This is a genomic window from Streptomyces sp. NPDC039430 (assembly GCF_055639435.1).
The window spans coordinates 43148-57005 of the sequence record NZ_JBVKAK010000002.1 but is presented as its reverse complement, the minus strand read 5'-3'; the positions used below and the strand labels follow the sequence as shown (position 1 = coordinate 57005).

The window sequence follows — 13858 nt, the reverse complement described above, 5'->3', positions numbered from 1 at the left end:
CCTCATGCCCGCACCCGTCCACAACACCGGCACTGGCACTGGCACCCGCACCGGCACCGGCACCGGCACCGGCACCGGCACCGGCACCGGCACCGGCACAGAAACCGACAGCGCGCTCTGGATCACCCTGCTCGCCCGGCAATTCCCCGACCTGCTGGACGAACTGGCCCCCGGCCGAGCCGCACCCGCAGCCACCCGCGCACCCACCCCCGGCCGCCCGGTCCCCGACCTTCAGATCCGCGCGGAGCGCCGGGACGCGTTGCGCAATGAACAGGTGCACGGTCTCGCCGTCCCTGGCCACACCGCCGCACCGCTGCGCCTGTACGTCTCCGACGCGATCCGCGACATCACCGACGGCGTCGTCGAGCTGGACGAGGCCGTGCATCACAAGCTCGGGCTCCCCCGGCCGCGCCGCGCCCAGGTCCCCGAACGGCTGCTGCGTATCGCCGGGTTGCTGGACCGTATCGCCGCCGAGCCGGTGCTCGCGCGCCATGTACGCGACGAGGCGCGCCGGATGGCCCGCCGTTGCGCCCGCACGCTCGGTGACACCGAACCCATGGTGCGTGTGAACGGCCGCTGCCCGTGGTGCGATTCGGTGTCCCTGCGGGCCTTTCCGTCGCGGCGGGCGGTGCTCTGCGTCAACCCCGCGTGCCGTTGCGGTGAGGACGCCTGCGACTGCGCCGCCGATCCCGCCTTCCGGCACTTCTGGGAGGCGGCGGAGTGGGCCGCACTCGCCGAGGCCGCGGGCGGCAGCGCGCGGGAGATGAGCGACCGCGTCGAGGAGCGGCCGGGGCATGACGGGGCAGGGGACGGGGACGGGCGCGAGGGCGAGGGCAGAGTCCGATGACGGCCGTACCGTACGGCGCCGCCATGATCACGGGCGATCTCGCGGCGACCGAGGCCGGCGTCGCCCCGGCGACCATCAGGAAGTGGGTGCAACTCGGCCGGCTCGCACCCGCCGGCAAGCGGGGGCGCGCTCAGCTCTACCGGCTGGAGGATGTCTTCGCGGCGGAGCGCGCGGCACGCGGTCGGCCCCACTGAGCCAGGTCCGCGCCCGCGCCCGTGCCCGAGCCCGTGCCCAGGTCCGCGCCCGTGCCCGTGCCCGTGCCGGGAGATTCCGGAGACAGCTGTGGCGGCCACTCCCTTCGCGGGGGTGGCCGCCTTCGTCGTTCCCGTACCCAGGGCCCACACCCAGGCCCGCGTACCCAGGTCCCCGGATCCTTCAGCGCGGAGGCCGCCAGGGGAGGCCGCCAGGGGAGGCCGTCACGGGACAGATCAAGAACCGCCCTCGGTGTCATCGGGCCGCTCGGGCATCCGCAGAACCCGCGCGCCGTCCAGCGAGCCGCCGCCCGCCAGATCGACGGCCTCCTGCCAGCCGCTCGAAAAGCCCCGCACCTCCACGTCGACGGCGATACGGGCGCCGACCTTGCCGACGACGGCCGTGAGAGTCCGGGCGACGTCATCGGTGTACGTCCCGGCCTCCCCCGCCTCGGCAGCCACTTCCACGGCCGCGGCCACCACATCCACCAGCCGGTCATGGGCACTGCTCGCCATCGCGCTCCTCCTCACCCGTACCGCCTCTCACGCCCTGCACTCGAATGTTAGTTCGATAATACGCAGCGTAGCGCACCGTAGCGCAGGGATAACGGCGAAGAGGGAGTCATTGCGAGCGCGAGCGGTTAGTTAGTTGCGCGCTCGCACGTTGTGCGTCACAGTTGGTGCAGCGGCGGAGTTGTGCCCGCATCCCTCAGGGTGCGACTCCGCCGCTCTCGTATGTCCACCCATTGCCCCGCGCTTTGCCCCGCCAGCTGCCCGCCCTCCCCTCCCCAACTGGAGTGATCCCGTCATGTCCTCTCCCCCGAGCGCCTTTCCCGATGTGCAGGCCATCGTCGTGGACCTCCTCGACGACCGCGCGGAACTGGCCGGCGCGATCGTGGACGAAACCCCGCCGCCGGGCTTCGACGGCACGGCGAGGGCGGTCCTCGTCTCCCGCGTAGGCGGCGCCTGGATCGACGATCTGCATCTGGACCAGCCGCTGATCGAGCTGGAGGTCTACGGCCCCGACAAGTCCACGGCGCACACGCTCGCCAACGCCGCGCGCGCCGCGCTGCTGACCGCGACCGGCCGGGTGTACGGAACGACGACGATCACGGACGTCACCGAGGCCGACGGCCCGCGCTGGCTGCCGGACTACGTCTACGCCGCGGCCAACCGGTATCTCTGCGTGCTGCGCCTCTCCCTGCGTACGGACTGAGCGCGCCCTCCGTTCGCCCCGCCCCGCCCCACCCCCACCCATGGACCGGGCCCCGCCACCGGCGGGGCCTTTGCCGTACCCACGGCAGCCCACCCGCTCACCCACCTCACCCATCTCACCCACTCATCCATCAGGAGCGATTCATGGCAGGCAACAACTCGTCCGAGATCCGTATCGCCGGAACCGGCCGCATCCTCGTCGCGACCGCCGGCACCCCCGCCCCGACCGACTTCGCCGTCGACTGGGATCCGTCGGTGTGGAAGGACCTCGGCTACACCTCCACCGAAGGCGTCACCTTCAGCAAGAAGGACAAGCTGGACCCGGTCGAGACCTGGCAGGCCATCAGCCCGGCCCGTTTCATCTACGCGGACCGCGACCTGAGCCTGAAGTTCGCCCTGCTCCAGTTCAACGAGGAGACCCTCCCCTTCTTCATGGGCGGCGACAAGGTCGAGTCCGTGGACGCCACGGCGAACCCGGGCGTCTACTCCTACTCGGTGCCGGACGGCCCGCAGTTCGACGAGCGCGCCCTCGGCCTGGAGTTCAAGGACGGCTCGGACATCACGTACCGCTTCGTCATCCCGCGCGGCCAGGTGACGGCGAGCGACGACATCAAGCTCGCCCGGAAGGCCGCCGCCTCGCTCGGTGTCACCTTCACCGCGCTGTCCTCGGGCGACGCCCAGCCGCTGGCGACCTTCGTGATGAAGGACCCGTCGTACGGCATCGCGTAATCCCTCCGCCCGGGGGCGGAACCTCTGCGCCGGCGCCGGCTCCGCCCCCGGGCCGCCTCTCCTCCCACACCGCTCACACCAGTCCCACCGGCCCACTTCCGTACGGAGATGAGAACCGCATGGCCCGTTTCGACGTCAACGCCGCCCGCGCACAGCGCATGGAGGCCCTTGGCCGTACCTGGTCCTTCGACCTGGACGACGACACGTTCGAACTCCCCACCGAACTCACCCGCGAGACCGCCAAGGCGCTGCGCGGTCTCGACGACAACGACGTGGACGGGCTGCTGGCCCTGCTGATGGGGCAGCAGCAGTTCGACCGCTTCGCCCGGCACGACGTCACGATGCAGGACATCGCCGCGATCCTTGAGGCGTACGGCAAGGAGACCGGGCTCGGCCTGGGGGAAGACTGAGCCTCGACGCGTTCGCGGAAGAACACGCCGAGGCGCTGGAAGCCGATCTGCTGCGGCACTACGGCGTGGACCTGCTCGACTGGCACCGCGGCCGGCTCTCCGCCCGCCGGCTCGCGGTGCTGATCGAGCACATGCCACGCGACAGCGCGATCTCCCACGCCCTGCACGGCGACGCGGCCGAGTGGACGGTCACCGACTATCTGCTCGCCGCGGCCGTGGACCATCTCGCGGCGGCCAACTGGATGTTCGCCGCCGTCAACACGGACGAGAACGCGGACCCCCCGGAAGCCCCCATCCCGGTCCCCCGCCCCGGAGCCCCCACACCCGCCGCGCCCGAGGCCCCGCCACCCATCACGCCGGAACCCCCCACCCCCCACGCGCTGGCCCACTTCTTCAGCTGAAGCGGACAACCCCGTACAGGGCCACCAGCACTCCGACAACCGCGAAGAACACGATGGCGCCCAGCGTGGGAAGGCGACGCGCCCGATCCGCGAGCTGCATGCGCGCCGGGTACTTCGGGTCGTACACGACTTCCACCTCGTGCCCGACTCGAATCCCCGGGGATCTCCCGCGCACCACGCCTTCGGCGACCTTCCCGTTCCGGACGACCGGTCCCATGTCATAGACCGTTTCGCCGAAAGAACCGGGCAGAGAGCCCCTGGACGCCACGAGGGCCCGCTCGCGGCGCTTGAGTCCACGCAGGTCGGAAACGAGTAGAGCCATTCCGAAACAGAAGAAGCCAGAACCACTCAAAATCATTTCAGAAGGCGAACTTCAGAACTGCCGCCGACACCAGCATGACGACAAACAGCCACTGAGCGACAACCCCCATGTACCGCGATTGCCGCGAGTGCAGATACTGCACACCCTCCGCCCGTCGCGGATTTTCGGGGTCAAATATGATCTGCAACTGCTGCCCGACCCTCGGCGGCGGCTTCGGCGCCCTTACCTGAACACGGACGTGTTCGCCCGGCCAGGGTTGAAACAAGCAGTTGACGCGGATAACCGTGGCGCCGCCCCGGTACAGGCGTTCTTCACATACCGCGGTGGCTTCCACCCCCGTCGCGCGAAGGGATCTCCCCTTTCGCTGCAAGGGGTACGCGAGCAGCGCGTATAACCCCACGAAAAAGGAGAGCACGAGAATCAGATTCGAGAATCCCGAAATGTCCGGAATTGACAGCACGAAAACCCCCACACTCGATGTCGAGTTTTGGTCACACAGCATACACGGAAACTCCACATCCTGGAGGCATTAGATGCCCGAGGAGTACGTAACAGAGCGCGCCCTGGAAGCCCGTCTCGCAGAGGCGGATGTGGCCAACGCCACAGGGGGCTACGCCACACACGCCGAGACGTCCGAAGCCATCAAAGGGGCGATCGAAGGATACGAAAAGGAGAAAAAGAAAGAGGAGGGTGAATTCAAATGGTTCTCGGAGTGGAAAAACTGGGTTCCAACAGAGTTCAATGCGATCAAGAGCGAAATCACCGCACTGAAGGCGGAGTTCGTCCCGTTCAACGCCACTCTTCCGTCATTCTTCAGCCTTGAAGAATTGGTCAAGAATAAACTTGACCTCGAATACGGTGATTCTGGCTTCTTGCGAAGGCGTGCGCTCCAGCCCGGCACGGACGACCCGACCGCCCCGGGCGGAACGGGCGAACCCGCCAGTGGGGCCGCCCCTCCCCCCGCGCTTCCCGCACCCCCCACGAATGATCCGTCCCCCCAAGGGAGCACTCAACAGGGCACCCCCGCCCCGACCCGGGGGTCAAGCGAGCCCGCCGCTCGGGGCACCGGCTCCCGAAACACCGGGTCCCGAGGCACCGGCGGGCGAACACCGGGCCCGACAACCGCGCAGTTGCGGCAGCAGGAGGACCAGGCTCGCCGGACCGGTGACGCGATGAGCCGCATGACCGCCGCGGCGCGCCCTGCGGCCGACGGGGTGCGTCGCCTCACTGCCGACGTGAACGACCTGGACCGCAACCTCGGTTGACACACCCATCCGCCATCAATGAAAACAATGGAATCTGGTGAGCCATGTCTCTAGTGAGCTCTCTCGGGAGAGCCTCGTCATCTCTGAAGGACTTCCAGAGCAAGGCCCAGAACGCCGGCCGCGCCGCCGGAAGTCTGCAAGGCGGCGCCAGTGCCGGTCAGCGGGGAATGAAGCAGCTCAAGGATTCGTCCCAGAGCGCCGCCAGGGAGCTGAACAGCCTCAAGACCGCCGCCGACCGGGCCGAGAAATCGATGAGCGGGGCGGGCAAGGCCGGGCAGACCGGCGGGACGCGGATCGGGCGGTTCAAGGCCGGGGCCGATAACGCCTCCAAGGGCATGGGCGGCCTGAACAAGTCCATGAAGGGCAATTTCATCGGCACCCTGCTCGGCCTGCTCGCGCCCCTCATCGAGAGGGTCGTCGAGATGGCGACCAAGTCCAAGACCATGCAGAAGGTCCTCAACGTCGCCTTCGAGGCGATCAAGAAGGTCATCAGTACGGTCATGAAGGCCGTCGGGCCGATCATGCAGAAGGCCGGCGCTCTCATCAAGAAGGTCTGGGACGGCATCAAGAAGGCCGTCTCGACCGTCGTGAAGGCCGTCAGCTCCGTCATCTCCACGACGTTCAACGCGATCAAGAAGACGATCACGACGATCATGAACGGCGTCAGAAGCGTCGTCTCCAGCGTCTGGAACGGCATCAAAAGCGTCATCACCCCGGTCGTGAACTGGATCCGGGATGTGGTCCCCAGGGCCTTCAGCGCCGTCAAGGACAAGCTGTCCAGCGTCTGGGGCGGGCTCAAGGACATCGCGGGCAGGGCCTTCGACAAGATCAAGGGCGCGGTACGCGGGCCGGTCAACGCGGTCATCGATCTCATCAACTCCGCCATCGGCAGGCTCAACGGCATCAAGGTCTCGGTCCCCGGCTGGGTCCCCCTCGTCGGCGGCAAGACCTTCGGCATCCGGCTGCCGACCATCCCGCGCCTCGCCCAGGGCGGCATCGTCCAGCCCCGCAGCGGCGGTGTGCATGCGATCGTCGCCGAGGCGGGCGAGGCGGAGGCGGTGCTTCCGCTGTCCAAGCTGGACCGGCTGCTGCGCCACACCGCCCGGCAGGGCCGTACCGCCTCCCTCGGCGGCGGCGGGGGCGCCGGCTTCAGCATCGAGAACTACTACGAGGCGCCGACCAGCGACCTCCAGTCGACCGCCGCGGCGCTGATGTTCCTGTCCAAGGCCCGCGGATGAGTGCCGCGACCGCCACGCCAGGTTCGCTCACGCCCGGTCCGCTGAATCCGCTCGCGGGCGTGGACCGCGCGCTGCGCGGGTTCCGCGATCAGCTGGCCCAGGTGTCCCGCTCGTTCCCGGCCGTCCTCGGCGAGGTGAGGCGGGCCGACTCCGCCGCCGCCCGGGTCAGGGGCGGAGCCGACCCGGCCGGCACCGCGCTGCCGCAGTTCGGTACGGCTACGGCGCCCGCCGCCGCGGCCCTGTCCAAGGCGGGCGGTTCCGCGGGCCCGGCCGCGACCCGGATCCGTACCGGCGGCGGCAAGGCCCGCTCCGTCACCGCCCCGCTCACCTCGCTCGCCTCCGGTTCCGCCGCCTTCGGCGCGGTCGCCGGGCCGCTCGGCAAGGCCTCCGGCACCGTCTCCACGTTCATGACCGTCTTCGGCGGAGCGCTCACCGTCGCCGCCGGCGCCATGACCGCCGTGAACGTGGCCATGCGCGCCAACCCGATCGGATTCCTGATCGGCCTGCTCGTGCCGGTCGCCGGATTCCTGATCGAGTACGCGCTCACCACGCAGACCGGACAGCGCGTGATGCGGCAGGTCTTCGACGGCGTGCTGACGGGCTTCCAGGAGATCGGGAAGTTCCTCGGCCCCGTCGTCCAGGGCTACGCGACCGTCATCTCCGCCCACTTCTCGGCCGTACGTACCGTCGTCACCACCGTGCTCAAGGTCGTCGGCGCGCTCGTGACCGGGAACTTCGGCGCGGCGGGCAAGGCCATAGGCTCGGCCACCCGGGCCGTCACCGGACTCATCAGAAAGGCGTGGAACGGCTTCCGGTCCGTCATCCAGCCCGTCCTGGACTGGATCACCCGGAAGATCCCCGACATGTTCACCCGGGTACGGGACGCCATGTCCCGCACCCTGCACGGCATCGGCGACTTCCTGACGACCGGTATGCAGATGCTGCTGAGCGTCGTCAAAGGTCCGCTGAACGGCCTGATCGCCTTCGCCAACTGGGTCATCGACGGCCTCAACAGCCTCAGCTTCAGCGTTCTCGGCAAGAAGTTCGGCGTCCATCTCAGCAAGATCCCGCAGCTGGCCGCGGGCGGCGTCGTCCTGCCCGCCAGGGCCCCGGGAGGCGCGGGCTCGGTCCTCCCGCTGTCCGCGCTCGACCGGCTCGCGCCCGCCGACGGGACGAAGGGCCCGTACGGGTCAAGCGCCCCGTACCGCCCGTACCGCGTCCCCCCCGGCCGTACCGACCTGCACACGTACCACGAAACCAGGGACAGCGGCCCGCTCGCCATCGCCGAGGACCTGCTGTTCCTGCACCGGACCGCGGCATGAGCGACGGACAGCTCCCCACGCCGCCCGAGAGCGAAGTGAGGTGAACGGCCTGATGGCCGAGACCACGAACCCCAATCCGGACGACACATCCCCCGGCTCACTGATCACCCGCGACGGGCAGATCCAGTGGGCCGGCCTGCTGATGGGCCCCGGGACGCCGTACGAGATCGACCGCACCGGCATCACCGGCTGGGACGATCTCCCCGAGCTCGACACCGGCGATGTCCCCCGGCCCGACCAGCACGGCTCCTGGCCCGGTGCCCGCTGGGCGAAGTCCCGGGTCGTCGGTACGACCGTATGGCTGCTGCCCGAGACCGTCGAACGGGCCGGCGCCACGGCCGCCGCCTTCCGCGCGGCCACCGGCCCCGACGGCGGCGAACGCTGGCTGGCCGTCCGGCTGCACGGTGAGACCCTCGCCGTCCTGGCCCGGATCAGCCGTCGCGTCGTCCCGCAGGACCGCGGCTACGTACGGTCGGGCACCTCGAAGATCAGCCTGCAGTGGACCGCCACCGACCCCCGCCGCTACGGCACGGTCCAGCATCGGGCCAGTACCGTACTGCCCGCCCCCGAACCCGGGCTGAACTGGCAGGACACCACGCGGGACACCTCCGGCGACGGTCTGAGCTGGCCGCTCGACTGGGGCGCGACCGGGGTGGCGGGCACCCTCACCGCGGCCAACGCGGGAGACGCCCCGGCCCACCCGGTGGTCCAGTTCCGCGGCCCGGTGCGGCGTCCCGCCCTGACGCGCCTGTCCGACGGGCGGCAGCTCCAGTACGACATCGTGCTCGGCGCGGGCGACGTACTCACCGCCGACACCGACGCGGGCACGGTCCTGCTCAACGGCACGGCCTCCCGGCTGTACACCGCGGCCCTCGGCTCCGCCCCCGAACAGCTCTTCCAACTGGGCGCCGGGGAAACGGAGTTGGCGTTCCGCTCCGACGACATCACCTCCGACGCGCGGGCCTCGGCCACCGTGCTGTGGCGCGACGCCCACTGGTGATCGCGGCCGCGACGAGAGCCACGGCCCACGCCACCGGCCCCGGACCTACGGCCCACACCACCCGCACGTACCTCCGCCCCCGCACCACCGGCCCGAACCGTCACACCCGCACCACCTCACCCACGCCACGCCAGCCTCACCAGCCCACCCGCGCCACCGCACCCTCACCACCACCCGAGGCACCCGAGGCACCTCGCCACCGCCGAAGCAGACCGAAGCAGACCGAAGCAACTCGCCCCTGGAGGACCCCATGCCCGTACGCAGCGCGTGGCTCATCAACCGCACCGACTCCGAGTCCGGCCAGTCCCGTGCCGACACCCGGCTCTCCCCCACCGGCACCATGGCCCCCACCGGCGCCCTCACCTCGCAGAGCGGTGTCATCCCCGGCTCCCAGGGCGGCTCGGAGCTGATGGACGCGCTGTACGTCTACGGCGCGACGGCCGGTATGACGGCGATGGTCAGTCCGGGCCGCGCCGTGATCCAGAGCTATGGCCCGGCCGGCGCCTACCCGGTCGTCGTCACCGACCACACCCCGGTCACCTTCGCGGACGGAGACGCGAGCAATCCACGGCTCGACCTCGTCGTCCTGGCCGTCCGGGACGGTCAGTTCGACTCCTCGGGCCGTACGGAAGCCGTCCTGGAGGTGATCCAGGGCGTGCCGGCCGGTACGCCCGAGGCGCCGCGCGTCCCCGACGCCGCACTGCCACTGGCCCGGGTCACCGTCCCGGCCGGTTCGTCGGCCGGCTCCGGCGGCCTCGACTGGTCCACCGCGCTCTACGATCTGCGCGACACGACCGTCGCCGTCGGCGGCATCCTCGCCGAGAGCTGGAACCGCGAGGTGAACGGCGGGTACGTGGGGCAGTACCGCGACACCGGCAGCGAGTTCCAGCGCTGGGACGGCCGCCGCTGGTCCGGTTATCCCCAGCAGCTCGGCGGTATCGCCGCGCAGGGCGCGCTGGCGGCCGGCGGCTACACCGGCCAGTACCGCGACGAGGGCGGGCGGCTTGAGCGGTGGGACGGCACGGTGTGGCGGCGGGCGGTGCCCGGTGCCGCGTTCGCGTCCCACGGCGACGGCGGCTACTGCAAGACCACGACCTGGAGCGAATCGGTCACCGACACGACGGGACCGGTGGTCACCACCTCCTTCACCGTGCCGGTCTCGGGCGCGGTCCTGGTGACGGTGGGCTTCCTCGGCAACGCCCAGCTGGACGGCCAGTGGGCCCGGATGGGCGCCGTCATCCGCAAGAACGGCGCCGTGGTGCTGGCCGCCGACGAGACCCGCTCCGCCACGGTCTCGACCAAGAACGCGACGAGCGTGTCCACCGTGTTCCGGGTGACCGGCCTCCAGGCGGGGGTCGTCCACACCATCACCACCGCGCACATCTCCTCGGCCACCACCAGCAACGCCTGGTTCGACAACCGGTTCGTCCGCGTCGACCCGGTGCTGTGAGCCGGGCGATGACGACACCGACCACACCCAACACACGCACCGCACTCAGCACACTCACCGCACGCACCGCACCACCCGTCACAGCCACCACACCGGTCTACCGGGCGCTCTTCTGCGATCTCCGCACCGACCAGGTGATCGACGTCCTCCCGCTCACCGAGACGAAGTTCGACGACTACATCGGCAAGCCCGGCTCGCTGACCGCCACCATCCCGCTGCCCGGCCCCGCGCTCGCCCAGCGGGCCCGCCTCGCGCTCCAGCCCGGCCGTACCGCGGTCTGGCTGGAGCGGGACGGCGACATCTGGTGGGGCGGCGTGCTGTGGACCCGCACCCCGCAGTCCGACGAACAGGGCCGGATGAGGGTGCAGTTCCAGGCCGGCACGTTCGACTCGTATCTCGACCACCGGATCCTCTCCGGGGACCTGTTCGGTACGGCGACGGACCAGTTCGACATCGTCCGTACGCTGCTCGGGCACGCCCAGGAGCAGCCGGGCGGCGACATCGGCATCAGCGCGGGACCCGAGCTGTCCGGAGTGGTGCGGAACTACTCGTACGGCTGGTCCTCCCTCGCCAGGATCCGTGAACTCATCGATCAGCTCGCCCAGTTGGCCGACGGCTTCGAATGGCGGGTGCACTGCCACCGGGACGCCCAGGGCCGCCGCGTCAAGCGCCTGCAACTGGGCAGCCCGGCCATCGTCACCGGCCACACCGATCTCATGCTGGACCAGCCGGGCACGGTCATCTCGTACAACCTGCCCGCCGACTCGACCGTGCAGGCCAATGTGTGGGTGGCCCGGGGCGAATCGGCCAACACCGACCAGTCCCAGGAGTCGCTGCCGCTGACCGCGCGGGCGGAGAGCGCCCAGGACATCGCGGAGGGCTGGCCCCGGCTGGAGTCCACCTCCGACCACAGCTCCGTCCAGGACGAGGCGGTACTCGCCTCCTTCGCCCGCGCCGAACTGGCGCGCCAGCGCAGGCCCGAGGTCATCCCGGAACTCACCGTACGGATGGACGGCCGCGTCACCCCCGCGCTGCTCGGGGCGCGGATCCGGCTGCGGCTGCACGATCTGTGGCACCCGAACGGGTCCGACCACCGGTACCGGATCGTCGGCCTGGCCGTCACCCCGCCCCAGCGCACCGCGGCCGAGACGGCCACGCTCTATCTGGAAGAGGTGTGACGCCGTGGCGATCATCCCCACCGATCTGCTGGACCGCATTCGCGACCTGGAGCGGCAGGTGCGTGCCCTGATGGGCAGCGCCAACACCAGTCCGCCGATGAACCAGATCATGAACGGCGATGTGGTCATCGGGGAGGGCGGCCGGCTGCGGGTGCGCACCGCCCGGGACGAGGATCTGCTCTACCTCGGCCGCGTCCAGCCGGACCGCGACGAGCGGACACCGCAACAGGGCCTGGTGGTACGGCGGGACGACGGTTCGCTGGCGCTCACCGTATGGACCGGCGCGCCCGACACCCTCCCCGTCCAGCCCGTCCAGATCCTCGACCGCAGGGGCAATGTGGTGATGGCCGACGACGCCACCCACCAGGGGCTGGCCCGCCCGTACATCCCGTATCCCCTGCCGGTCCCGGCCGGGACCGGCAGCTGGGAATCCACCGGCGCGGTCGACTTCACGACGCTCTACCGGGGGCCGGGCATCGTCCAGCACCCCCGGCTGCACTGCCGGGTGGCGGCCACCGGACCGGAGGGCGCGGAGCTGCGGCTGCTGGCCGACGGCGCGCAGGTGGGCCCGCTGGGCGGTCCCGAGGGGCTGGAGTTCACCGCGCTGCTCGATGTGGAGTACGGCTCCACCGTCACCTTCGAGGTGCAGGCGAGGGTGGCGACGGCAGGCGGCACCGTGCGGTGCAGGCCGCTCGCGCTCTACGGCATCCAGTCCTGACGACTTCCCTTCGACTTCCCTTCGACTCGACTCCCCCAGAGCCCAGAGCCCACAGTCCGCAGCCCACAGCCCACAGCCCACAGCCCACAGGAGGCACTTCCGTGCTGCCCGAATCCATTCCCACGGTGCGCGTCAGCGCGCGCTATCTCGCCCCGGACGGCCGCCCGTTGACCGGTACGGTCGAGTTCCGGCCGCCCGCGCTGCTCACCCACGCCGAAGCCGACCTCTTCCTCGGCGGCCCCACCGTCGCCACCCTGGACGGGGAGGGCAGGCTGCGCCTCGTCCTGCCCGCCACCGACGGCCCCGGCTGGAACCCCGCCGAGTGGACGTACACCGTCGTCGAGAAGCTCACCGGCCTCTCGCCGTCGCGCACGTACCAGATCGTCCTGCCCTCGGCCCGGCCCGCGGTCGATCTGGCCGATCTGGCACCGGCCGACCCCAGCACGCCGAACTATGTGGCGGTGACGGGCCCGCCGGGACCCGCGGGTGAGCCCGGACCGCCCGGGGTGAAGGGCGACCCCGGCTCGGTGCACTCGGTCAACGGGCACACCGAGGGCGTCATCGTCCTCTCCGCCGCCGATGTCTCCGCCGTACCCGCCGATACGGTCGGCAGGCCGGGCGGCCTGGCGACCCTCGGCACCGACGGACTGGTGCCGACGAGCCAGCTGCCGACCGGCAACGGCGCGGCGGTGGCCTCCGTCAACGGACGCACCGGAGCGGTCGTCCTGGAAGCCGCGGATGTGGGCGCGCTGACCCAGGCCGCGGCCGACACCCGCTATCTGGGCATCACCGCGGCGCCGGTGACCTCCGTGAACGGGCGTACGGGAGCGATCTCCCTGGCCGCCGCGGATGTCGCGGCGGCCGCCGCCGACGAGGCGGTGCTGCTCACCGGGGACCAGACGGTGGAAGGGGCCAAGACCTTCGCCGTCCCGCCGTCCACCGCCGTCAACCCGGCGGGCGCCAACCAGCTCGCCAGGCGCGGCTACGTCGACGCGGTCTCGGCTGCGGGCACGTGGTCACCGGCCTCGATGGGGTTCAGCGGCTGGACGTTCGACCCGGCGGCCAGCTCCGCCGACGTGGCGCAGTACTGCATCAACGGCTGGCTCTATCTGATCGGCGTCCCGCTGCACGCGGCCGCCACCATCACCAAGGTGGTCTTCTACTGCCCGGGGTACGTGGGCGGCAAGCTCAGCGCCACCTCCTTCGCCGGGCTCTACACGGGCGCGGGCCAGCGCGTGGGCGTCGTGACCCCGACCCTGGACAAGCTGATCCCCGCCACCGAGGGCCAGACCGTCGTGGGCACGCTGGACAAGGCGTACGCGGCGGCGGCCGGCAACTACTACATCGCCCTGCTCATCAACGGCCCGGCCGTGAAGACGGACGGCCCCGCCTTCATGGTCGGCGGCGCGATGGGCAAGACCCCGGGCGGCAGCGCCCGGATGCCCGGGGCCTTCATCCGGCACGGACGGCTGTCCAGTACGGGAGTGACCTCCCTGCCCGCGTCCTTCACCGCCGCAAGTGTGGTGGCCGACTCCAACGCGATCTGGGCCGCCCTGGCCTGACCGTCGCGAC

17 protein-coding genes are annotated in these 13858 nt (G+C 70.7%); 14 read left to right on the top strand and 3 right to left on the bottom strand.

The window, feature by feature from the left end:
* Positions 1-4: 4 nt before the first annotated feature.
* Together ACZ7LS_RS05175 and ACZ7LS_RS05170 are read left to right on the top strand one after the other, a co-directional pair.
* Positions 5-847 carry a hypothetical protein gene (locus ACZ7LS_RS05175; protein WP_385131748.1) on the top strand — a complete coding sequence of 281 codons (843 nt, stop codon included), beginning with the start codon at positions 5-7 and terminating at the stop codon, positions 845-847.
* Positions 844-1041, top strand: a complete 198-nt coding sequence (locus ACZ7LS_RS05170) for a MerR family transcriptional regulator (protein ID WP_382520386.1) — start codon at positions 844-846, stop codon at positions 1039-1041. Before ACZ7LS_RS05175 ends, ACZ7LS_RS05170 begins: the two co-directional genes overlap by 4 nt.
* A 234-nt stretch (positions 1042-1275) precedes the next feature.
* Here the strand turns inward: ACZ7LS_RS05170 and ACZ7LS_RS05165 are convergent, their stop codons facing one another.
* Positions 1276-1554 (bottom strand): hypothetical protein, encoded by a 279-nt coding sequence (locus ACZ7LS_RS05165; protein WP_382872591.1) that lies wholly within the window; start codon positions 1552-1554, stop codon positions 1276-1278.
* A 292-nt stretch (positions 1555-1846) separates the two neighbouring features.
* On the opposite strand from ACZ7LS_RS05165, the gene ACZ7LS_RS05160 reads away from it, so the two are divergent.
* The 4 genes from ACZ7LS_RS05160 to ACZ7LS_RS05145 all read left to right on the top strand — a co-directional run bounded on the left by ACZ7LS_RS05160 (position 1847) and on the right by ACZ7LS_RS05145 (position 3793).
* A complete protein-coding gene (locus tag ACZ7LS_RS05160; RefSeq protein WP_385131745.1) occupies positions 1847-2254 on the top strand; it encodes a hypothetical protein in 408 nt (135 codons plus the stop codon).
* A 143-nt stretch (positions 2255-2397) separates the two neighbouring features.
* Positions 2398-2982 (top strand): phage tail tube protein, encoded by a 585-nt coding sequence (locus ACZ7LS_RS05155; RefSeq protein ID WP_382520382.1) that lies wholly within the window; start codon positions 2398-2400, stop codon positions 2980-2982.
* Between the two features lie 119 nt (positions 2983-3101).
* Positions 3102-3392 (top strand): hypothetical protein, encoded by a 291-nt coding sequence (locus ACZ7LS_RS05150; RefSeq protein ID WP_382520380.1) that lies wholly within the window; start codon positions 3102-3104, stop codon positions 3390-3392.
* 65 nt (positions 3393-3457) lie between these two features.
* Positions 3458-3793 (top strand): hypothetical protein, encoded by a 336-nt coding sequence (locus tag ACZ7LS_RS05145; RefSeq protein WP_382668437.1) that lies wholly within the window; start codon positions 3458-3460, stop codon positions 3791-3793.
* Here ACZ7LS_RS05145 and ACZ7LS_RS05140 read toward each other — a convergent pair.
* Positions 3786-3920 (bottom strand): hypothetical protein, encoded by a 135-nt coding sequence (locus ACZ7LS_RS05140; RefSeq protein WP_469449611.1) that lies wholly within the window; start codon positions 3918-3920, stop codon positions 3786-3788. The two genes, ACZ7LS_RS05145 and ACZ7LS_RS05140, sit on opposite strands and share 8 nt — an antisense overlap.
* A gap of 232 nt (positions 3921-4152) precedes the next feature.
* On the bottom strand, positions 4153-4617 hold the full coding sequence (locus ACZ7LS_RS05135; protein WP_382520377.1) for a hypothetical protein: 465 nt from the start codon (positions 4615-4617) through the stop codon (positions 4153-4155).
* Between the two features lie 31 nt (positions 4618-4648).
* Here ACZ7LS_RS05135 and ACZ7LS_RS05130 point away from each other — a divergent pair, with 31 nt between their 5' ends.
* The 8 genes from ACZ7LS_RS05130 (at position 4649) to ACZ7LS_RS05095 (ending at position 13848) form a co-directional block, all read left to right on the top strand.
* Positions 4649-5380: a hypothetical protein gene (locus ACZ7LS_RS05130; RefSeq protein WP_385131740.1), complete on the top strand. Its 732-nt coding sequence runs from the start codon at positions 4649-4651 to the stop codon at positions 5378-5380.
* Positions 5381-5424: 44 nt separating this feature from the next.
* Positions 5425-6618 (top strand): phage tail protein, encoded by a 1194-nt coding sequence (locus ACZ7LS_RS05125; protein ID WP_382520374.1) that lies wholly within the window; start codon positions 5425-5427, stop codon positions 6616-6618.
* On the top strand, positions 6615-7940 hold the full coding sequence (locus tag ACZ7LS_RS05120) for a phage tail tape measure protein (protein WP_385131737.1): 1326 nt from the start codon (positions 6615-6617) through the stop codon (positions 7938-7940). The genes ACZ7LS_RS05125 and ACZ7LS_RS05120 overlap by 4 nt, the downstream gene beginning before the upstream one ends.
* Before the next feature lie 52 nt (positions 7941-7992).
* Positions 7993-8940 carry a phage distal tail protein gene (locus tag ACZ7LS_RS05115; RefSeq protein WP_385131734.1) on the top strand — a complete coding sequence of 316 codons (948 nt, stop codon included), beginning with the start codon at positions 7993-7995 and terminating at the stop codon, positions 8938-8940.
* A 250-nt stretch (positions 8941-9190) separates the two neighbouring features.
* A complete protein-coding gene (locus ACZ7LS_RS05110; protein WP_385131731.1) occupies positions 9191-10390 on the top strand; it encodes a hypothetical protein in 1200 nt (399 codons plus the stop codon).
* An 8-nt stretch (positions 10391-10398) separates the two neighbouring features.
* Positions 10399-11568 carry a hypothetical protein gene (locus ACZ7LS_RS05105; protein WP_385131729.1) on the top strand — a complete coding sequence of 390 codons (1170 nt, stop codon included), beginning with the start codon at positions 10399-10401 and terminating at the stop codon, positions 11566-11568.
* A gap of 4 nt (positions 11569-11572) precedes the next feature.
* Entirely contained in the window at positions 11573-12286 is a 714-nt protein-coding gene (locus tag ACZ7LS_RS05100) for a hypothetical protein (protein ID WP_382668461.1), read from the top strand.
* 101 nt (positions 12287-12387) lie between these two features.
* On the top strand, positions 12388-13848 hold the full coding sequence (locus ACZ7LS_RS05095) for a phage tail protein (protein ID WP_382520362.1): 1461 nt from the start codon (positions 12388-12390) through the stop codon (positions 13846-13848).
* Positions 13849-13858: the final 10 nt, after the last annotated feature.